The 20,897-nt window shown below is 33.2% G+C and carries 18 protein-coding genes; 13 read left to right on the top strand and 5 right to left on the bottom strand.

All coding sequences use genetic code 11. The features are described 5' to 3' along the window. Window positions 1-374: 374 nt before the first annotated feature. Genes IOC57_RS21220 through IOC57_RS21235 form a run of 4 tightly spaced genes read left to right on the top strand, consistent with a single transcriptional unit; the run spans window position 375 to window position 3,372 of the window. On the top strand, window positions 375-1,115 hold the full coding sequence (locus tag IOC57_RS21220; protein ID WP_207440563.1) for a sugar phosphate nucleotidyltransferase: 741 nt from the start codon (window positions 375-377) through the stop codon (window positions 1,113-1,115). Continuing rightward, window positions 1,112-2,071, top strand: coding sequence for a dTDP-glucose 4,6-dehydratase (rfbB, locus tag IOC57_RS21225; protein WP_207440564.1), 960 nt, complete (start codon window positions 1,112-1,114; stop codon window positions 2,069-2,071). Before IOC57_RS21220 ends, rfbB begins: the two co-directional genes overlap by 4 nt. Further along, window positions 2,064-2,921, top strand: a complete 858-nt coding sequence (gene rfbD / locus IOC57_RS21230) for a dTDP-4-dehydrorhamnose reductase (protein ID WP_286185094.1) — start codon at window positions 2,064-2,066, stop codon at window positions 2,919-2,921. The genes rfbB and rfbD overlap by 8 nt, the downstream gene beginning before the upstream one ends. After that, entirely contained in the window at window positions 2,914-3,372 is a 459-nt protein-coding gene (locus tag IOC57_RS21235; protein WP_207440565.1) for a dTDP-4-dehydrorhamnose 3,5-epimerase family protein, read from the top strand. Before rfbD ends, IOC57_RS21235 begins: the two co-directional genes overlap by 8 nt. Before the next feature lie 893 nt (window positions 3,373-4,265). On the opposite strand, the gene IOC57_RS21240 is transcribed toward IOC57_RS21235, so the two are convergent. Further along, window positions 4,266-4,907 (bottom strand): acetyltransferase, encoded by a 642-nt coding sequence (locus IOC57_RS21240; protein ID WP_207440566.1) that lies wholly within the window; start codon window positions 4,905-4,907, stop codon window positions 4,266-4,268. Beyond that, window positions 4,904-5,929 (bottom strand): SDR family NAD(P)-dependent oxidoreductase, encoded by a 1,026-nt coding sequence (locus tag IOC57_RS21245; protein ID WP_207440567.1) that lies wholly within the window; start codon window positions 5,927-5,929, stop codon window positions 4,904-4,906. The genes IOC57_RS21240 and IOC57_RS21245 overlap by 4 nt, the downstream gene beginning before the upstream one ends. 535 nt (window positions 5,930-6,464) lie before the next feature. Here IOC57_RS21245 and IOC57_RS21250 point away from each other — a divergent pair. From IOC57_RS21250 to IOC57_RS21290, 9 genes are all read left to right on the top strand, one after another. Next, window positions 6,465-7,583: a DegT/DnrJ/EryC1/StrS family aminotransferase gene (locus IOC57_RS21250; protein ID WP_207440568.1), complete on the top strand. Its 1,119-nt coding sequence runs from the start codon at window positions 6,465-6,467 to the stop codon at window positions 7,581-7,583. Then, window positions 7,580-8,626 carry an N-acetylneuraminate synthase family protein gene (locus IOC57_RS21255; RefSeq protein ID WP_207440569.1) on the top strand — a complete coding sequence of 349 codons (1,047 nt, stop codon included), beginning with the start codon at window positions 7,580-7,582 and terminating at the stop codon, window positions 8,624-8,626. Before IOC57_RS21250 ends, IOC57_RS21255 begins: the two co-directional genes overlap by 4 nt. Beyond that, the gene (neuC, locus tag IOC57_RS21260; protein WP_207440570.1) at window positions 8,619-9,779 is read left to right on the top strand and encodes a UDP-N-acetylglucosamine 2-epimerase; all 1,161 of its coding nucleotides are present in this window, start codon (window positions 8,619-8,621) and stop codon (window positions 9,777-9,779) included. Before IOC57_RS21255 ends, neuC begins: the two co-directional genes overlap by 8 nt. A gap of 21 nt (window positions 9,780-9,800) precedes the next feature. Beyond that, window positions 9,801-10,508: an acylneuraminate cytidylyltransferase family protein gene (locus tag IOC57_RS21265; RefSeq protein WP_207440571.1), complete on the top strand. Its 708-nt coding sequence runs from the start codon at window positions 9,801-9,803 to the stop codon at window positions 10,506-10,508. Window positions 10,509-10,669: 161 nt separating this feature from the next. Beyond that, complete coding sequence (locus tag IOC57_RS26370) at window positions 10,670-12,097, top strand: CDP-glycerol glycerophosphotransferase family protein (protein ID WP_207440572.1); 1,428 nt, start codon at window positions 10,670-10,672, stop codon at window positions 12,095-12,097. Window positions 12,098-12,252: 155 nt separating this feature from the next. Continuing rightward, entirely contained in the window at window positions 12,253-13,716 is a 1,464-nt protein-coding gene (locus tag IOC57_RS21275) for a CDP-glycerol glycerophosphotransferase family protein (protein WP_207440573.1), read from the top strand. A gap of 18 nt (window positions 13,717-13,734) precedes the next feature. Further along, complete coding sequence (locus IOC57_RS21280) at window positions 13,735-14,697, top strand: Gfo/Idh/MocA family oxidoreductase (RefSeq protein ID WP_207440574.1); 963 nt, start codon at window positions 13,735-13,737, stop codon at window positions 14,695-14,697. Beyond that, window positions 14,682-15,650 (top strand): Gfo/Idh/MocA family oxidoreductase, encoded by a 969-nt coding sequence (locus IOC57_RS21285; protein WP_207440575.1) that lies wholly within the window; start codon window positions 14,682-14,684, stop codon window positions 15,648-15,650. The genes IOC57_RS21280 and IOC57_RS21285 overlap by 16 nt, the downstream gene beginning before the upstream one ends. Window positions 15,651-15,894: 244 nt before the next feature. Then, on the top strand, window positions 15,895-17,871 hold the full coding sequence (locus IOC57_RS21290) for a LamG-like jellyroll fold domain-containing protein (protein WP_207440576.1): 1,977 nt from the start codon (window positions 15,895-15,897) through the stop codon (window positions 17,869-17,871). A gap of 44 nt (window positions 17,872-17,915) precedes the next feature. On the opposite strand, the gene IOC57_RS21295 is transcribed toward IOC57_RS21290, so the two are convergent. The 3 genes from IOC57_RS21295 to IOC57_RS21305 all read right to left on the bottom strand — a co-directional run. Next, complete coding sequence (locus IOC57_RS21295) at window positions 17,916-18,746, bottom strand: glycosyltransferase family 2 protein (RefSeq protein WP_207440577.1); 831 nt, start codon at window positions 18,744-18,746, stop codon at window positions 17,916-17,918. An 86-nt stretch (window positions 18,747-18,832) separates the two neighbouring features. Next, window positions 18,833-19,711 (bottom strand): glycosyltransferase family 2 protein, encoded by an 879-nt coding sequence (locus tag IOC57_RS21300; RefSeq protein ID WP_207440578.1) that lies wholly within the window; start codon window positions 19,709-19,711, stop codon window positions 18,833-18,835. Between the two features lie 174 nt (window positions 19,712-19,885). Continuing rightward, on the bottom strand, window positions 19,886-20,897 hold a 1,012-nt coding region (locus IOC57_RS21305; protein ID WP_207440579.1), incomplete at its 5' end, for a hypothetical protein.

Consider the following 20,897-nt stretch of genomic DNA (forward strand, 5'->3'; position numbering starts at 1 on the left):
TTTTCTTATAAACAAAGCGAAAGGTTTAAATTAGCAAGTGTAATCGATGAAAATGGTCAAATTAAAACAGCAGAAGGAGCATCTTTAATCAAAAAAAGAGACCACTCTATTCTGTCGTTCGATTTAGGTGATTTTGAAATTATAAGTACATAGGGGAGAATGGTAGTGAATAATGTAAAAGTAAAATATAATAACAATACCCAAATATCAATAATAACTTTAGAAGGTTTACTATTTTTTAAAAAATTGAAAAATTTGGATGTCAAGTAGGTATGTCAGTCATATAGTAATATGTAATATCAACATGATTGGAAAGAAACTCTTTGATTTGTGCAATACATCGGATGCTAATACAATAAAAAGGGTGGTAAAAAATGAAAGGAGTAATACTTGCTGGTGGTACAGGGTCCCGTCTAGATCCATTGACTAAATTTCTGAATAAGCATCTTTTGCCAGTAGGACCTTACCCAATGATTTATTGGTCAATTTTAAAGTTGAAAGACGCCGGAATAAATGAAATTTTAATTGTAACAAATAAAAACCATCTTCATTCCTTTATCGAGTTATTGGGACTTGGGGAAGATCTCCATGTAAACATTCAATTCAAAATACAGGGTAACGAAGGCGGAGGAATAGCAGATGCACTAGTGACAGCTAAAAAATTTATAGATAATGATAAATTTGTCGTATTACTAGGAGATAATATTTTTGAAGATTCATTATCCCCTTATGTTCAGTCATTTCAAAAACAGAAAAAGGGTGCAATGGTACTTCTAAAAGAAGTGGAACATCTTACTCGATATGGTGTACCTCATTTAGACAAAACCAATCAAAAAATAAAGTTCATTATTGAAAAACCGAGCAATCCTCCGTCTACATATTGTGTGACTGGAATCTATTTGTTTGATCAAAAGGTTTTTGAATATATTGAAACGATTCATCCTTCATATCGAAATGAGTTGGAAATAACCGATGTGAATAATCTCTATATTCAAGATGATCAACTGCAATATGATATTTTACAAGGATGGTGGGTTGATGCAGGCACACATGAGTCGCTTTATCAGGCGAATCAATATGTATACGAAAAAATAAAGAAGGAGGATGCGAATTGAAACGACACCTCCTCATAACAGGTGGAGCCGGTTTTATTGGATCCAATTTTATTTCCTATTTACTTGAAAATTCTAATTACTATATAACTAACGTGGACTCTTTAACCTATGCCGGTAATCTTGAGAATATCCAATCATTTGAGAAATCGAATCGCTGTCGTAGTATTCAAGCAGATATTGGTGAAAAAACAGAATTATCCAAGGTATTTGATCAAGATTATTTTGCCATCATTAACTTCGCAGCCGAATCCCATGTAGACCGTAGTATTGAGGATGCATTACCGTTTATTCATACAAATATTATTGGGACATACAACCTATTACAAGCGGTTATTTCTGGAAAAGCTCATAAAATGATTCAAATCTCAACAGATGAAGTATATGGCTCTTTAGAGCCGAATGATTCTCCATTTACTGAAACAACCTCTCTTGCTCCGAACAATCCATATTCTGCAAGTAAAGCTAGTGCGGATTTATTAGTAAGATCCTACTTCCAAACCTATAAACTGCCTTTAACGGTTACACGATGCAGCAATAATTATGGTCCCATGCAACATACAGAAAAATTCATTCCTAAAGTCATTACGAGAGCCTTAAATAATACAGAAATCCCTTTATATGGGGACGGATTGAACATTCGTGATTGGATATACGTTGAGGATCATTGCCGGGCCATCCATGCTGTTCTTGAAAAGGGATTGTCCGGTGAGGTTTATAATATTGGAGGTTCAGAGGAAAAAACAAATCGAGAAATAATCGACTATATTTTAAAGCAGTTAAGAAAAGAGGAAAAACTAATCAAGCATGTAGCGGACCGAAAAGGGCATGATCGCCGATACTCCATGGATTCCACCAAAATCTCTAGGGAACTAGGTTGGAGTCCAACTATTTCTTTTCATGTAGGGATTCAAAAGACAATCGAATGGTATCGCCAAAAGGAACAAAAGAATGGGTGAGAATTTGGATATTGTCATTACCGGTGCCAATGGCCAGTTAGGAAGAGAACTAGAAAGAAGGTTAGGTCAATATCATACTGTGGTAAGTTTAAGTAAAAATGATTTAGACATCTCAGAAAAAGAGGAAGTATATAAAAAAATTACTCAACTTGAGCCGCAAATCATTATTCATGCTGCCGCATTTACTGCCGTGGATCAATGTGAAACGGAACGTAAAAAGGCTTTTGAAGTAAATAGCCTTGGTACGGGCTATGTATCGATAGCCGCAAATATGGTTGGTGCTCGGGTGTTTTATATTAGTTCAGATTATGTCTTTGATGGAAATAAGCAATCTCCTTATTTGGAGGAAGATGTTCCAAACCCACAATCAATTTACGGTAATAGCAAATGGATGGGGGAACAATTCGTACTCTCAATAAATAATGGGACAGTGATTCGCACTTCCTGGTTATATGGTCATGACGGAAAGAATTTTGTGAAGACTATGTTAGAACTGGCGAAAGAAAATAAGGAAATAAGAGTGGTAAATGATCAGGTGGGTTCCCCTACTTATGTTAATGATCTTGCAGAAACGATTAGTCATTTATTCGATAAGAAAAACGGCATTTATCATGTAAGTAATGCTGGTTCATGCACTTGGTATATACTTGCAAAAGCGATTTTTGAGGAAGCAGGATTCGATCCAAATTTGGTAAAAATCATAACTACTGAAGAATTTGGTGCTTTAGCTCCAAGACCTCATTTTTCAGTTTTAGAAAATAAAGCATTGCTTCGAGAAAAGGTTCAAATCCCACGTCCATGGAACGAAGCATTAAAGGAATTTATTCGAAAAGAGGTCTGTCATGATTGAAGGTGTGAAGGTGAAGAAACTTGTAAAACATTGTGATGACCGTGGCTTTTTTGCAGAGCTTGTCCGTGATGATGAACCTGAATTGTTATCGAGGTTTGGTCAGGCTTCTTGTTCGATGAGTTATCCAGGGGTCATTAAAGCTTTTCATTATCATGAGAACCAGGATGATCTATGGTTTTTTCCTTCAGGAAATGCCCAAGTCGTTCTTTTTGATTTGAGGGAAGGTTCTTCTACAAAGGGAGAAACTGATGTGTATTATATGGGTGAGGAAAATCCAATTATGCTACTGATACCAAAAGGCGTTGCACATGGGTATCGTGTTCTAGGGCAAAAACCCGCTATGATTATTTACTTCACAACTGAGTCATATAATCAGATTAATCCTGATGAGAAACGGATTGATTGGGATGATTCGGAAATAGGTTTTTCATGGGAGACAGAAAACAAATAATGAGGTCTTTTCAGAAAGAAATTAAAATATGTTTGGGGCAGGTTCTATTGTAGCTATATAGTGGAATCTGGTCTTTTTCTTTGTCAGTGACATAAAAAGAAAAAGCTGTTAACTCTAAGTTTGATGAATCAAATAATGTGGGCTTCGCGTTACCATTGTCTATGTAAATCATAAAATGATTAGAAATACACCATTAGAACAGTAGAATACAAGCTAATTCAATTTTAACATTGCTACAAAATAAAAAGGGGATAGACAAGTATGACATATTGGCCGGGTGACAGGAAGGGCGTTTAAGGCCATTAATTCAGAGGAAAAGCCTAATCAATTTTTAAACTGATATATACTAATGGAACGATGATTCAACAAACTTACCAACGTTTTAGAAACTGGCGTTGACAAGGGTTTGATTTTCCCCACCCAAATAATTCAAATCAGTTTCCCCTTGAGGATTAGGATACTTCCTCAATTCATAAAATACTACCTAGGCATTGCTGAGGGGTAAATCCATAAATCTTCATGTTTTTCATAATAATGAAAACTTTATTGAGCCCAGGATACCCTATTGACCAGGAGTCTGACCGAACTCAGATCATGCTACAGTTTTCCTTAAGGCGTAGCTCATGGATATCGGATGTTAGGTGAAAGAACTGTTACGATAATTTTATTTTACGACAGAGCCTTATTATCAAGAAAATCTGGATGAAAAAAGATTAGATTGAAGTGATTTTAAATATCGGATTTAATTTGGAAACGAATCTTCGATATAATGATGTGATGGACGCTTCTATTTAGGTCTCAATTAAAAATATGATGAGCTGGGTTATGGATAATGGAAATGTAGGGGGAGTTATAGGTTGAAGGCAGCGTCGGTCTTGAAATCCGGAAATTTATTATAAAATATTTGATAAATTTTTTATGATTTTAGCGGGAACACCATAAGCCAAGCTATAATCAGGAATATTTTCTACTACTACAGAGCCAGCTCCTATGATACAACCTTTTCCAATTTTAACGTTTGGTAAAACGATGACCCCCGCTCCTAATTCAGATTGTTTTCCTACAGAAACATGACCGGCTAAACGTGATCCAGGCCCAATATTTGCAAATTCTTCAATCATGCAATCATGATCTACGCTTGCGGAAGTATTTATAATACATCCTCTTTCAATTTTTACTGATGCGTTTATTACTCCCCCAGCATTTACAAAAGTCCCTTCCCCCACCGTAGCCGAAGGACTTACAATAGAATTCACGTGAAAAATTGTAGGGGTTAATAGTTTATTTTGTGTTAATTGTTCTAGCTTTTTACCCCTGATGGTTATATCTCCAATCGCAACATGCCAAACATCAATAGTTCCTTCATACTGTTTTATAGTTTCCTCTTGATCTAAAAGTAAAGTGTATGGAATAAAAAAAGAATGATCAGGTTTGACCTTTGAAAAAAAGGTGACTTGTATGTTTTGATCACATGATTTAATGGCCTCAAGTACAACTTTACTGTGACCCCCAGTCCCGATTATTCCCCACTTCATGGTCTGTCATGCTCCTTCAGTATTTGTAGAATTTCCTCCTGATTAATTAGATGAACTTTATCCGATCGATAGTCGGTTAAGTATGCTTTTTTGAAAATATCATAACTTGGAGGTCTTGATGAGATTACATACATTTCATTGTTTTCATACATGTTATTAAGTTCAGATTCGATTGCCAATTCTTCAAACAATTTTTCTCCTGGTCTTTTTCCAATTATTTGTACTTCAGGTTCTTTTAACTTTTTTTGTTTTGCTAATTCAATTAAGCTATCTACTAAATCTGATAACTTTAAAGCTTTCATTTTAAGGATGAATATTTCCCCTCCCTCTGCATAAACGCCTGCCTGTATTGTGAGTTGAACTGCTTCTTTGATTGACATAAAAAAACGAGTCATAATAAGATCTGTAATGGTTAAAGGCTTCTGATTCAAGAGTTGATCCAAAAGAAGAGGGATGATAGAGCCACGTGAACCAAGAACATTTCCAAAACGAACAGAAGAGAATTTTGTATGTTGATTATTTAACTTGAAATTAGCCTGTGTAAATAATTTTTCTGCTAATAGTTTTGTTACCCCCATTGTATTAGTCGGATTAACTGCCTTATCTGTACTGATATTAATCACTTTCTTTACCTTGTTTTTTATGGCAGCTTCAATAATATTTACACTACCTAAAAGGTTGGTCTTGATAGCTTCATCTGGGTTCTCCTCACAAGTAGGAACCTGTTTTAAAGCAGCAGAATGAAATATATAATCGACCCCTTGTGAAACATATTCCACTCTTTGGTAATCACGAATATCTCCTAATAAATAATAAATATTAGTAAACTTTTTGAATCTTTGCTTCATTAAATACTGCTTTGTATCGTCTTTACTTAAGATAATGATTTTATTAGGCGAATATTTAACTAATTCACATACAATCTGACTACCAATTGAACCGGTACCACCAGTAATAAGAATTACTTTATCTCTATAATAATCGAATAATTTCGAATGAATAAATTTGGAATTTTTATCCAATTAAAAAACCTCCTAATTATGATGTGTAAAATATCCGCATTAGTATAATATGTTTTATTAATGAAAAGGGAGTTAGTGAATTCATACATTTTTTAATAAAAGTGAACTGGAATTCAAATGTCTCCTTTTATACATAAATTTATGCCAACAAGTATGTATATTCTGAGTTAGTATAATATCTAGACTATAAACCGTACATGCCATTGAAGAGTTAGGAATACAGCTTAAGATTTTACTTTTAAGTGTCCAAATTATTGACTCCAATCCTTATAGTGAACAAGAATTATTTTTATTGGATAGGCTTTTGATATAAGCAGAAATCCTTTATCTAGATATAATATAAAGACAAATAAATGTAGCCCAAGTGGTAAACTGTTAAGCACGAAAAAAACATAATAAAATTGAATTACTTAAATTTATCATTCTAATAAGGCAAGTGAAATAAATGGATGCTAACAAATGTTTCAAAACATATGGAATATAGAGTAATCCTTTCTGAACTAGCTCTTATTATGAATAAACGGGGAGAATCAATGTGGAAATTCCATTATCTAAGCCTGATATAACTAACTTAGAAAAGACATATGTGTTGGATGTTTTAAATTCGGGGATATTAAGTTTAGGAAATAAAGGGAGAGAATTTGAACGGAGATTCATAGACTTTTTAAACGTTTCTTATGCAGTAGGAATGAATAGTGGTACAAGTGCCTTGCATGTTGCTGTTAAAGCATTGGGACTTAAGAAAGGTGATGAGGTCATTACGTCACCGTATAGTTTTGTCGCTTCTAGTAATTGTTTACTTTATGAAGGTGTAAAGCCTGTGTTCGTAGATGTACATCCAGATACAACAGTGATGGATGAAAGGTTAATAGAGAGTGCAATAACGGATAAAACAAAGGCAATTTTGGTTGTCCATATATTTGGTCACCCTTGCAATATGGATGAAATTGTAAAAATAGCTCAGAAACATAACTTAAAGATCATTGAGGATGCATGTGAAGCACTTGGAGCCACCTGGAACGGCAGATTTACAGGAACTTTTGGAGATGTAAGTATATTTGCCTTTTACCCTAACAAGCAAATTACAACTGGTGAAGGTGGTATGCTGGTTACGAATGATGAACAGATTTATAAGATTGCAGCCAGTCTTCGAAATCAGGGCAGAAGCATAAGCAATGAGTGGTTAAGTCATGAGAGGCTAGGATATAATTATAGACTTTCGGATATCCATGCGGCTATAGGAATTGCCCAAATGGAAAGACTCACCGGAATCTTAAAAAAGAGGGAAAACATTGCGGAACAATATCATAAGCTCATTAATGAATATCAAGTTCCTGTGACTTATTTAAAAAGTCATCACGATGCCACTATTAGTTGGTTTGTGTATCCTGTGTTGCTTCCTGAACATTGTAATCGAGATATAGTAATGAAAGAACTTCTAAGAAAAGGAATCCAATCAAAACCTTACTTTCCATCGATTCATTTACAACCTTTTTATATGGACCTTTTCCAAACAAATGTTGGTGATTTTCCTGTAAGTGAGATGCTAGCAAAAAGATCCTTGGCGATTCCATTTTTTAACAATATAAGTGAGATGGAACAAAAATATGTGATCACAACCCTTTTGGAAATAATAATGAGGGATACTCTATGAGATTAGAGTTAAACCATTTAAAGATTGATCGTGACAGTCGAACATTTATTATTGCTGAAATCGGAGTGAATCATAACGGATCATTAGTATTAGCTAAAAAATTGGTAGATAAGGCTATTGACGCGGGTGCAGATGCGGTGAAATTTCAAATGTTTGACACAGAAGCTCTGACAACTGAACAAGCGGATTTAACCGAGTATCAGAAAAGGACCAAAGAAAAGAATCAGTATGACATGTTAAAGAAATTAGAGTTATCCCCTGCCGAATTCATTGATCTAAAAAAATACTGTGATAAGAAAGATATTATTTTTTTAGCTACTCCTTTTGATTTGAATAGTGTTGATTTTTTGAACAAACTGGATATGTGTGCTTTCAAAGTGGGAAGTGGAGATCTTACGAATTTCCCTCTATTAAAACGAATTGTTAAAACAGGTAAACCGATTATTCTTTCCACAGGTATGTCTACGATTTCTGAAATTGACCAAACAATTGCTTATTTGAAAGCATTAAATGAAAACTTGCAAATGGGTATTCTCCATTGTACGTCCAACTATCCAACCCCCGAACAACAAATTAATTTAAAAGTTATTAGTAATTACTTAAATAGGTATCCTTTTGTAATCGGCTACTCTGACCACTCAATCGGGGCCCATATTCCTATTGCTGCGACTGCATTGGGTGCTAGGATTCTTGAAAAGCATATAACCCTTGATAACACCTTGCCTGGCCCAGATCATTTGGCTTCTTCCAATATAAAGGAATTTGAAGAAATGGTTCAATTAGTGAGATTGACAGAAATATCCCTTGGATCAGAAAAAAAGAGCATAACTGAAGATGAAAAACGAGTAAAACCTTTAGTAAGAAGGAGTCTCTATTTAAAATCGAATACTCCAACTGGAACGGTAATTACAGAAGATCAGCTTATTTCCCTTCGTCCACTAGCCGGCATAGAGGCTAATGAATTCGAAAAGGTAATTGGGAGAGTCTTAAAAGTTCCAAAAAAGAAGCATGCTCCATTATTTTGGACTGATTTTTATGACTAAAAAAGAAATAATTTGTATTACTGGTACAAGAGCAGATTACGGAATTTATCGTCCTCTTCTGCTTAATCTTGAGAAGGATTCTACTTTTAATCTTTCTCTTATCGTTACTGGAATGCATTTGTTGGGTGAGTATGGGAAGACCATTCAACAGATTGAAAAAGATCAATTAACGATTTTAGCAACTCCTTCGATTTTAGTGAAAGGTGATGATAATGCTTCTATGTCCCAATCGTTAGGGTTAGGGATCTTATACTTTACCGAGATATTCAAGATGAATAACCCTGACTTCTTATTAGTTTTAGGGGATAGAGGTGAAATGCTTGCAGCTGCCATCTCAGCCCATTATTTAAACATTCCTATCGTCCATTTTCATGGTGGTGAAGTTAGTGGTTCTGCTGATGATTCCATTCGTCATGCGATTACAAAATTAGCCCATCTTCATTTTGTTTCTACAGAAAAATCATATCGTAATTTACTGCAATTTGGTGAAGAAGACTGGAGGATACATCTAATTGGCAGTCTTCGTAAAACCGAAATTAATCAGATTAAGAATATGTCAATCTATGAAAGAATTAGTCTAAGGGATCGTTACTCCATTCAAGATGATAAAAATCTTCTATTAGTAGTTTTTCATCCCGATTCCCGTGATTCAGTCCCTGTTGAAGAACAAGTGAAGACTTTACTTAGTTCTTTAAATCCCTTTTTTAAGGATCAATTCATCTTTATTGGAGCAAATAGTGATGCTGGAGGAGATATTTTTAATAGAAGAATTAAGGAGTTTTGCGATTTAAATAAAACTTTCACCTCCTTTTATTATTCAATTCCGCAGGAAGATTATTTGTTTCTTTTAAGTGAAGCAAACATATTGCTCGGGAATTCCAGCAGCGGTTTGATAGAAGCTCCCTTTTTTAATCTTCCTTATGTCTTAATAGGAAACAGGCAAAAGGGAAGAGAAAGGGGAAGTAATGTAATAGAAGTTCCGTATGATGAGAATAAAATCACCTCAGTTATAAGCCATGTTTTGCAATTAGAAAAGAAAGTTATTAAAAATCCATATGATATTTTAAAATATCCGGAAACTCAGGTAATAAAGGTTTTAAAAGAGTTAACAGTTGATAAGTGGAACTTAATCAATAAAGGATTCAAAAGATAAAACGAACGGAGGCGAACAGCGATGTATAAAGGAAAAAAAATTATTGCTTTAGTACCAGCAAGAGGAGGAAGCAAGGCCGTTCCTTATAAAAATATAAAAATTCTATGTCAAAAGCCACTTATTGCTTGGACTATTGACTTAGTAAAGGAAATGCCTGAAATCGATAAAGTTGTCGTATCTACTGATGACTTAAATATTTCGATTGTGTCTCAGTATTATGGCGCTGAAGTCATTAAGAGACCTAACCAATTATCAGAGGATGATTCCTTGGCAATAGACGCAGTAAAACATGCATTAAACGTATTTAAAGAACAAAAAGAAACCTTCGATATTATGCTTTATTTGCAGCCTACCTCTCCTCTTCGCTCTAAACAGGATATATATGATTGTCTAGATCTTCTAATTGAAAATGATCAGATGTATACGTCCGTTTCAACTTTTTCTGAAGCTGAATTAAATCCAATAAGGGCATGGGTAATAGAAGGTGCAAGTCCAAAGACTTTCATTAAGGAAGGAGATCCATTTTTGCCACGTCAAATGTTACCGAAAGCTTATCAGTTGAACGGTGTCGTGTATGCATTTTATCTAAAAACAATAAAGGAGGAAAGTGAAAGGTTTCTTGGTGATAATCCTGGTGGAATTATTATTTCAAAAGAAAGAGCAGTCGATATTGATGAAGAAATAGATTTTATAGTTGCAGAGAAGCTAATTGAAATGAGATGCAAATAAATAAAAAGTGAGCTTTCACCTAAGAAAGGTGTTAGTAGACTTTTGTGTAAGAAAAGAGGTAAAAACGTTTATTTGTCGGTGGGGGGGATAAATTAGGTAAGGATTTCAATTATAAGGTAGCAAGTGAGAATAAACATTAATATAGAAAGTGAGGGAATACAGTGTTCGGCGAAAATGAGGTAAATGATTATCATTTGGTGAAATACTCCTTATTATTTGATTTTTTCGTTTATTTTTCACCAGTTAAAATGTTTGGTTTACCCGTAGCACAATGTTTAGTGGGTATGTTTCTAACATATATTAAACCATTCGTTGATGAAAACCGGAAAAATCAAAAGCTTATAAATGATTTTGGGATGCGAAATAATTTTCAGACAATGGGAGATATTAATCAAAAATTAATAGCATTTGATAATGTTCCTGTCTTAACAATACAAAAAAATAAAAAGTCCATTTTGCTCTCAGAGAGCTATTATGACTTTGCGTTTGATCAACTAAAAAAATATGAATTCAAATTTTATGAGGAAGAATTTAAAAATTACCTTAGTGATAAATATAAAAGCGTGAGGATTGAGGCTATAAGACATCAACAACAACTTCTAAAAGCAGAGATTGATCATAGGTTCAAAACTCTACCTTCTCATTATTATTTTAGCAATACATTATTTCGACAATGGTTTATTAAAGCTTGCATGAGTATTACCAATTGGGTCTATTGTTTAGAACAATTGTTATTAACAAAGAGACCTTCAGTAATCATAGTTCCTTCAGAAGCGGGTCTATACGGTACGATTCTTGGACTTCTATCAAAAAAATATCAAATCCCTTTTATTAATATGCCAATTCTGACCATTGGAGATCGAATCTTAATTCCTTCTAGAGCCGACTATTACTTTGTTTGGGGGAGTAATCAAAAGAATTGGTTTATTAAAAGGAATATTAGAGAAGATAAGATTGTTGAAACGGGTAATATTAAATTCTATTATCAAAAGAAAGACCTTGTTAGTTCAAAAGAATCTTTTTATAAAAAGTTTAATATACCAAGCAATCATTATATTCTGGGTTTTACTTCCCAACCATATCTAAATACGAATGATAAGGTTGAGAAGTGGATTGAAGCAATACCTAGTAATCTTCAGGTAACTATTATAATTAAAAAGCATAAGGCCGATCAATATGCATACCCGTTATTAAGAAAAAAAAAGAATGTAAAAATCCTTTCTAGTGATTATCCATTATACGATTTTTTACATCATATTAATTGTTTAATGACTATTGCATCCACTACTGCATTTGAAGCTATTATCCTTGATAAGCCACTTCTCATCCTTCAGCCAATCATCCCTTATCATTATGCATTGAGTTATAATCAAAATAATGCTTTCTTTGCAAAAGCTCAAGCTGGAGAAATAATAAAAAATAAGGCAGATTTAATTGATGTTGTAACAAAAGTAACTTCTGAGCCTAGTTATATAGATAATTTAAAAAAGAAGGGAAATAAATTTTTGTCTGAGACACTTGTATCTGTTAAGGAGGCTCCTGTTTTAGCAAAAACAAAAATAAAAGAAATCATCTCCCATCAATTCTAAAATCTTAGGGAGGAATGAAATTAACATACTGAGAATGTTAATAACTTAATCCTAAGAGTTATTTTATGAGTAATTGGTTCATGAAAGAATGAAAATTAAGTGTTGGAAAAACTGGTGTATTAGAGAGCAAGTAATTTTTTACGGGAGGGCTTTTTATGTACGGTGAAATTGAGGTAAATGATTATCATCTATTGAAATACAATTTATTATACGATTTTTTTCACTACTTTTCTTCGATAAAAATATATGGCTTACCATTAGCACAATGTTTAGCAGCACAATTTGATGTGCATATTAAACCATTTATTGATAAAAACCGTATGAATCCAGACATTATTAGCGGTCTTCGGAAACAAAATAGATTTCAGACAATGGGTGATATTGGTCGGATATTATTAACCTTTGAAAAAATTTCTCCGGTTACTATCCCTAAAAATAAGAATTCAATATTGCTTTCGGAAGATTACTATGACTTTGCGGTTGATCAACTAAAGGAATACAAAGTCACTTTGTTTGGTGTTCAAGATAAAGTGCAAAATAATATTCTCCCTAAGCAGTTTGAAAAATATCTATTTAGAAATGAACTCTCAAAACTTAATAACCAGGTGATAAATCAGAAACAGGTGCTTATAAAAGCAAAGGTGGAACATTTATTAAAGGCCATTCCACAACATTATTATTTCAGTACATCATTTTTTCAGCACTGGTTGTTAAAAGTCTGTATCACATCGGTTAAATGGGTTTATATTCTAGAACAGTTAATTTTGAAATCGAAACCAGCTGTGATTATCATTCCATCAGAGGCAAGTATTTTTGGTGCAATACTTGGACTACTATCAAAAAAATATAAAATACCTTTGATCAATATGCCAGTTTTTTTAATTGGAGACCGGACTATAATTCCTTCAAGGGCAGATTATTATCTTTTATGGGGGGAAAATCAAAAACAATGGTTTATTAAGAGAAAGGTTAAAGTGGATAAGCTTACTGAGATAGGAAATCTAAGATTTTATTATGAAATGAAAGGTCCAGTTAGTTCAAAAGAAATGTTTTATCAAAAATTTAATATTCCATATCATCATCAAATCCTAGGTTTCACATCTCAACCATTTCAATCTACCAATGTCCAGCTTGAAAAATGGATAGAAGCAATACCCAAGAATTTTCCGGTAACCATTTTAATCAAAAAACATAGTGGCGATAAACACGAATATCCGTTATTAAGCAAAAATAAAAATGTAAAGATCCTATCAAGTGATTACCCATTGTACGATTTTTTACATTATATTAATTGCTTAATGACAATATCATCCAATACTGCGATTGAAGCTGCACTTTTAGATAAACCCCTTTTAATCCTACAACCCAGTATTCCTTACCATTATAACTTTAATAACAATCAACACCATGCTCATTTAGCAAAAGCTCAAGCTGGTGAAATAATTAAGAGTCCGGAGGATTTAATTAACGTGTTAACAAGAGTAACAACAGAACCAAGTTATATGGATGTTTTAAAAAAGAAAGGGAATAAATTTTTAACAGAGACCCTTAAAGCCGTAGAACAAGCTCCTATGTTAGCAAAAAAGAAAATACAAGAAATTATTTTAAAACATTCATAAATAGGGAGGAGATCATAATTGTTTAAAGTTATAATTATCGGATGTGGGAATATTGGATTTAGACATTTCGAAGGACTGCTAAAGTCTGATTTACCTCTATTCATCTATGTTATTGATCCTAACTTGGAAGCTTTAAACCGTGTACAAAAGTGCTATGAGGCATCTAATTCACTCGAGAAAACATGCTATTTTTTTGAATCAATACAAAATATTCCGGAACAAATTGACTTATGTATTGTTGCTACTAACTCAAAAGTCAGATTGAAGGTTTCAGAAAGTATATTAAAAAATACGACAGTAAAATACCTAATTTTAGAAAAAGTGTTATTCCAAAAAGAGAGTGACTATGACAGGATGTCATCCCTTCTTAAGGAATATAATGTAAATGGTTGCTGGGTGAATTGTCCGTTAAGAACCGTTCCTATATTTAAGGAATTGAAAGAGAGAATATATTCTAATTTAAGCTATCATGTTGAATATAGAAATTTCGGAATTGGGTGTAACAGCATTCATCAATTAGATTTGTTTGCATTTTTGACAAATTGTCTAGATGTAAATCTTGAAATGAATCAATTGGAAGATGTAATTGAAAGTAAGAGAAAAGGTTATTTAGAAGTTTTAGGAACATTAACTGCTTATACAAATAAAGGAGATAAATTGGTCATTTCTTCGAACCACAAATCTAGTCCTAATTATTTTATAAGATTTAAGTTTAATGAAGAGATTTGGACGGTATTCCCTCTTTCTGAGAAAATGAAGATCGAAAATATTCAAAATAATGAAGTTATAGAAAAGGTTATCAACTATCCAAAGCAAAGTTCAATTACCTCTCTTTTGGTGAGCGATTTATTATTATTTGAAAAATGCTCTCTCCCAGATTATGAGTCATCAAAAAAGCTTCATGTAAATTTAATTAATAATTTGAATACTTTCTTTTCGGAAATTCTAGATCATGAGGTGATTGAATGCCCAATCACATAAAACCCACTCTTCTTGTTGGAGCAGGAAATATGGGCATTGAGTATGCAAAAGTATTAAATAATATTAATCAAGCCTTTCATGTATTCACAAGAACAGAGAAAACAGCTATTCAATTTAATGAGTTGACTGGAAAGCAGGCCTTATTTGGTAATTTAGAACAACTGCTGAATGAGGGGACTTCATATGAAAGAGCTATCGTGGCAGTTTCCATAGAGCATTTAAAAGAAGTGGCAATTACTCTTATGCAAAACGGTGTGAAAGAAATATTGTTGGAAAAACCAGGAGCAGTTAGTGCAGATGAATTAATAGAATTACATGCCGCTTCCCAAATATTTAATGCAAAAGTATTGATTGGATACAATAGGAGGTTTTATGAGTCAGTTCATAAGATGTTAACTTTCATCACTGAAGATAATCCGATTCGGTCAATACAATTTGATTTTACAGAACTAAGTAAGCAAATAGAAAAAAATGTTAATTCGGATAAAGTGAAAAGCAACTGGCTAATTGCTAATTCTTCACATGTTATTGACTTAGCATTTTTCATTGCGGGAAAACCTAAATTATTACAATGTTATTCATCTGATCATCTAGCTTGGCACCCTAAGGCTGCCATCTATACAGGTTCTGGCGTGACAATCAATGATGCATTATTCAGTTATCATGCGAATTGGAAATCACCAGGAAGATGGGGAATTGAAGTGATGACTGATCAATACAAATTCGTTCTTCAGCCCCTCGAGAGACTATATATAATGAAGCATAATTCTTTTGGGGTAGAAGAAGTATATCTTCCAAAGTGTCATGATACTGAATTTAAACCTGGTCTCTTCAAACAAGTCCAAGCCTTTTTTTCTGATAAAAGGAATTTAGTCGATGTGGCAGAGCAAATTCAAAACATTGAGCGGATTTATACCCCGATCATTTTTGGTCACAAAATGAAAATAGAATAATTAAGTCGGACATATTACCAGATTCAAAGACCCCCATATTAGAATGAAGTATAGGCATATCCATAGACTCTTAGATTTCTTGCCTTTCTTTAATATGAAATTTTCTCCAATGGAAAGATCGTTAAACGTTATTCATTAATTGAGGATTCTCCTCATAAAATAAATAGGTCTATTCGTCAGAAAGTTATGTTTATAAATCTAAGATTATTTAGAGTCACGAAATGTATGAAATTGAGGTGTCCATATGACTGGAGAAAGCATAATCTTCACAGGTAAAGAACAAATAAAAATTGCTTCTTTACTGAAAGACCTTACAAATACATTTACTTATGAATTTTGGATTAAACCATCTGCTGAACATCAAATTGATCGTGAAGCTGTAGTAGGGATTTCTGGTACCTGTGGACAAAAATATGTCGTGTTTCCAGGGCATGGTCAACAAGAAAATGAAGCAGGAATAGGTATTTCAATAGGGAATAATGGAATTTCAGTATATGAACATACCGTTAATCATTTACCGGCCACTTTAGTACATCTTTTCCTAATAAAAAATTGGACACATATAGCTGTCGTATATAAAAATAAAACACCTTTTTTATATATAAACGGAGAGTTCGTTAAAAAAGGACTGCCAACTACAAAGGATACCCTGTATGCATCGGGGATTTTTGGAGGTTCAAAATATGGTTATTTTATAGGGGAATTACGTGAAGCAAGGGTATGGTCCTATGCAAAAACACAAGCTGAAATCAAGAAAGAAATGAATAAGGGGTTAACTGGAAGTGAAGCTGGATTGTATATTTATAATGAACTTAGAAATAATCGTATAGACAGCACTCGAAATAATATGGAAACCATCTTAAATAAATACCCTGTTTTTATAAAAGAAAATATGGATTTATTGTATAGATGGGGAATAATAAATGATAATCAAGGTTTGAATTTAAAGGGTCTTTATAAAATGAATCTTTCAAGGAACACTTTAGAAACTTATACATTTCAGAATGAATGGTACTTATCGGACGTGTTATTCATGTTTGGATGTTATCGAAAAGATTATGAGTATCTCCTTTTTCCTGTAGCAAATAGGCTCGCTGAAAAGGGGTTATCTGTCCATGTAATAATCCATGATAAATCCTCTCCGAATTTAAATATGCTTTCTAAAAAAGTGAATATTTTGTACTATGAGAATTTATTAAAGGAATACAATACACATAAAAAGGCTAATAAATATTTTAATAGCAATATGCTTAGGTATCTCGATGAATTCAGTCATGAAATGGGTCTAAATGTTTCACAAAAGAAAAGGTTACAGGTATTTTATCGGAATTATGCTATTGACAAGATTTTCACAACTAATTTGCTGACTAAGCTAAGACCTAAATGTGTGTATAGCATCCATTTTATCTTAAACCCAGGTTGTATTAATGCTATTAAGACCACAAGATACCCTGTACAAAGTTTTCTCATTCAACATGGTCTAATAAATCCAGATAATAGTGGTAACCATGATTTTAAAGGGGCAGATCTGGTGTTTTTATGGGGGGAATTTTTTAATAGTATTTTAAAGGAAAAGGTGAATGCTCCTAACACTAAGGTTATAGGAAATCCAAAAATTGAGCAAATTCGATTTGACATAATAGAAGAGGACAGTGACTTTTTTTTAATGGCAAAAACAATGAAAGAAAAGGAACCTTTGATTATTCTTTATATATTTACGGGCTCTCCAAAACAGGGGTACAATACAAAAAATTTAGCCCTGTTTTTTAAGGGTATTAGTCCATTCAATAATATTCAAGTAATTTATAAGCTCCATCCTACATCTTCACTTGATGACTGTCAAAACTATATTCGTCAAGGGCACATGAAGCCAAGTCAAATCATAAAAGATGGTAATACCTATGATTTAATAAAGCAAGCTGATATTATTGTTGGAGATTTTTCTACTTCAATATTTGAAGCAGCAGCATTGAATAAACCAGTAATTCAAATATTCCAGGATAATTACTCTGAACAGTATATTAAATTTACACATGTAAAGTTTCCAGAAGAGTTAACTAAAATTATTAATCAGTTAAGGGGTGATCAAAAGTTTTTTTGTGATTTTATGGTAAACCAACAAAAGACATTATTTGATTTATTTAATAGCATCGATGGTTCTACAGAAAGAATAGCTTCATATATAGATAATCTGATAAACGTCAAAGGGAAATCTAAATAGGATCTGAGCTTAAAGGTTAGAGTTTATGAAAATAAAAAAGACATTCAAAAGGGAATATAATGACGTTCCCGATTGAAAGGCTTTTCGCGTTCCACAGTTTCTTTAATCTCTTCCAAGTCTATCATTTTCCATTTATGAAGGAACTTTTTTCTGCTGTCTTGAATGATTTTTTTTTGCAATGCTCTATTTACCTTAAAGCTGCTGCTGCCATAATGGTGAATAAAAACATCATTTGCTACCCATAACTTTTTATTGGTAATTTGAGCTCTTAAACTGAAATCTGTATCTTCGAAATAGCCTGGAGAAAATCGTTCATCAAGACCTCCAATCCTATCGATTAAGCTTCTTTTAAAAACCATACAAAGACCGCTTAAGTAATCCACTTGATAGCCTTGTTGATCATGCTCTTTTACCCATTCGTTAGCGAACTTTTGCATTTGTACCATTGTTTTATAGGGAGCTGGAATAATTGCTTGATGGGAGACAACAAAATTTGATCTAGGACCCACAATACCAATGGTAGGGTTTTTATTGAGCTGGCATAGTAGTCGGTTTAACCATTCTTTTGTAACAACAGTGTCATTGTTCAGAAGAACAATACGTTCTCCTCTTGCAAAAGTAAACCCCTGATTGCATCCACCAGAAAACCCTCTGTTTTGTTTGTTTGCAATGACCTTGGCATTAGGGAGGGTTTTAAGAAATTCAAGGGTACCATCCGTAGACCCATTGTCAACTAAGATCAATTCAAAGTTTTCCTTGGTGTGGCGAAATATGCTCGATATGCACTCCTTTGTAAAAGGAAGACCATTTCGGGTAAGGATGATAATTGAGGTTAGTGGTGATGCATAAGATTGGTGTTCATGATTAACCGTCAAATTTTTTCACCCCTATATATTAATCTGTTTTTTAGGAAGAAATTTTCAAGTTTTACTCTTATAACAAACCTGTTAGAGTATTCATTCTAGAAATCTATATGAAATTTGGTAAAGTACCAATCATCATCATATTTTCGTTTTTGAAAGTAGTCCAGGCGCTGCTTTTTAACTCCATCAAGGAGCACTTGGGATTCAATAGGGTTTGCTTTTACATGGATCATGAGTTTTTTGCACTTTTGTATGCGATGAGTATTAAAATGAGAGTAGGCCATCCTTAATAAATTATAATAAACTTCATCATAGCTAACTTCATAGGGGTGAGTTTTCCTGAATAAATGGATTATTTTTACATCCGGCAAAGCATGACAGCGAAATCCAAACAGCCATAGCTTAATAGAAAGCTCTACATCTTCATGTCCCCAAGTTTTAAATCCCGTTTCAAATCCGCCTACATCTTCAAACACTTTTTTTGAGATAATAAAACATCCTCCGGGTAATACGGCAGTTTCAAAGAGTCCATTTTGTTTAGAATTCCATTTAATTCTAAGATTTGATTTTAAGGTCTGACCATAGCCAATGAAATCGGAATTGCCAAACGAAGCGATTGCTGGAGTTACTGCATCTGATTTTCCTGTAAGTAAGGGGTCTACTATATGATCAATCCACAAATCTTCAAACTGTAAATGAGCATCGCAAAAAATCAGGAATTCTCCAGAAGCTTTTGTTGCTCCTAAATTTCGTGCGTTAGCAGCTCCAATTCCTTCGGTTTTAAAAAGTGTAACCTGGTTTGCGTGTTTATAGGTATTAAGAAAATCGCAACAATCATCTGATGATCCATCGTTTATAATAATCACTTCGAAGGAATAATGTGTTTCAACTGAAAATAATGAATCAAGAGTGTTTTTCACATTTTCCCCTTCATTCTTGGCTGGAAAGATTATCGAAATTAAAGGATGAGTTTTCACTTGATTTATCTCTCCTTTTGTAGCGGATTTTTCATTATTATTAAGAAATGATCAAGGACTGTGAAATTGAAGATAAAGAGGGGATTATCACAGTCCTTGATCTCCGGTAAAAAAAGTAGCTAAGTTTCTGTTTATTGTTTATTGAGTTAAAGAGAGTACATTTAAAGGCTATTATTAATGCTTTCTAAAATTCTTAAATGGGTCTATTGCTGTTTTTGGGGCTGCTGAATGTAAATTATATAAAGGATGTTTTTTATAAAAAATATCTAATGAATCTGTATTCGAGTTATTTAATTTAGTATCTGGGTAATCTTTTTTCTGATACGAAGACATGATCCCGGAATAATAATTTTGTTGTGTCCTATCAATTTCTGTATAACTCGGTTTATTTGGGGGGAAGAGTGTTTGACAATGTGATGTTTGCATACTGAAATTGTTGTTTGTGGTTTTTTGTTGGATTGGTTCAATCGAGAATCGAAACGCATTTGGTTGTTTAATCACTTCTTTGTTAATTGGCGAATTGAAATTCCCCATATTTACACGGGTATTCCCAACTTGCTGTTGTTTGCCATTATTATTAAAAGATTTTTCCATTTTTCCTGCTGGTTGCAAATGATTTTTTTCTCGTTCTTTAATATATTTTGCTAATTCTTCTTTATAATGTATTTCTTTTTCTTTTTGATCATTTACCGTTTTATTTATGGTTTCTATTTTTTGTATATAATTAGTTTCTTTATCTGTTAAATCTGATATGGATTCGGTTAAGTTCTTTATTTCCTGTTGATGTTGGCTTTCATTTTCCTTTAGATTGTTAATCGTCTTTTCTAAATTAACAATTTCTACTTTATAGTGATTTTCTTGCTCCGAAAGAAGAGCAATCGATTGATTTAACTGACCGATTTCCTGTTGATGTTGATCTTCATTTTCCTTTAAATCGATAATCAATTGCTCCAGGTTATCAATCTCGGCTTTATAGTGATTTTCTTGCTCCGAAAGAAGGGCAATCGTTTGGTTTAACTGATCGATTTCCTGATGATGTTGATTTTCATTTTCCTTTAAATCGATAATCAGATGCTCTAGGTTATCAATCTCGGTTTTATAGTGATTTTCTTGCTCCGAAAGAAGAGCAATCGATTGATTTAACTGATTGATTTCCTGTTGATGTTGATTTTCATTTTCCTTTAAA

This window comes from Bacillus sp. SD075, from assembly GCF_017355165.1.
In the GTDB taxonomy this organism is placed as follows: Bacteria; Bacillota; Bacilli; order Bacillales; family DSM-1321; genus Peribacillus.

What these genes read in the sequence shown, in the direction of transcription:
- IOC57_RS21255 (WP_207440569.1), top strand. Translation starts at nt 7,580, where the DNA reads ATGAGATTAGAGTTAAACCATTTAAAGATTGATCGTGACAGTCGAACA.
- IOC57_RS21240 (WP_207440566.1), bottom strand. Translation starts at nt 4,907, where the DNA reads ATGAAGTGGGGAATAATCGGGACTGGGGGTCACAGTAAAGTTGTACTT.
- IOC57_RS21275 (WP_207440573.1), top strand. Translation starts at nt 12,253, where the DNA reads ATGTACGGTGAAATTGAGGTAAATGATTATCATCTATTGAAATACAAT.
- IOC57_RS21235 (WP_207440565.1), top strand. Translation starts at nt 2,914, where the DNA reads ATGATTGAAGGTGTGAAGGTGAAGAAACTTGTAAAACATTGTGATGAC.
- IOC57_RS21220 (WP_207440563.1), top strand. Translation starts at nt 375, where the DNA reads ATGAAAGGAGTAATACTTGCTGGTGGTACAGGGTCCCGTCTAGATCCA.
- IOC57_RS21285 (WP_207440575.1), top strand. Translation starts at nt 14,682, where the DNA reads ATGCCCAATCACATAAAACCCACTCTTCTTGTTGGAGCAGGAAATATG.
- IOC57_RS21265 (WP_207440571.1), top strand. Translation starts at nt 9,801, where the DNA reads ATGTATAAAGGAAAAAAAATTATTGCTTTAGTACCAGCAAGAGGAGGA.
- IOC57_RS21290 (WP_207440576.1), top strand. Translation starts at nt 15,895, where the DNA reads ATGACTGGAGAAAGCATAATCTTCACAGGTAAAGAACAAATAAAAATT.
- neuC (WP_207440570.1), top strand. Translation starts at nt 8,619, where the DNA reads ATGACTAAAAAAGAAATAATTTGTATTACTGGTACAAGAGCAGATTAC.
- rfbD (WP_286185094.1), top strand. Translation starts at nt 2,064, where the DNA reads ATGGGTGAGAATTTGGATATTGTCATTACCGGTGCCAATGGCCAGTTA.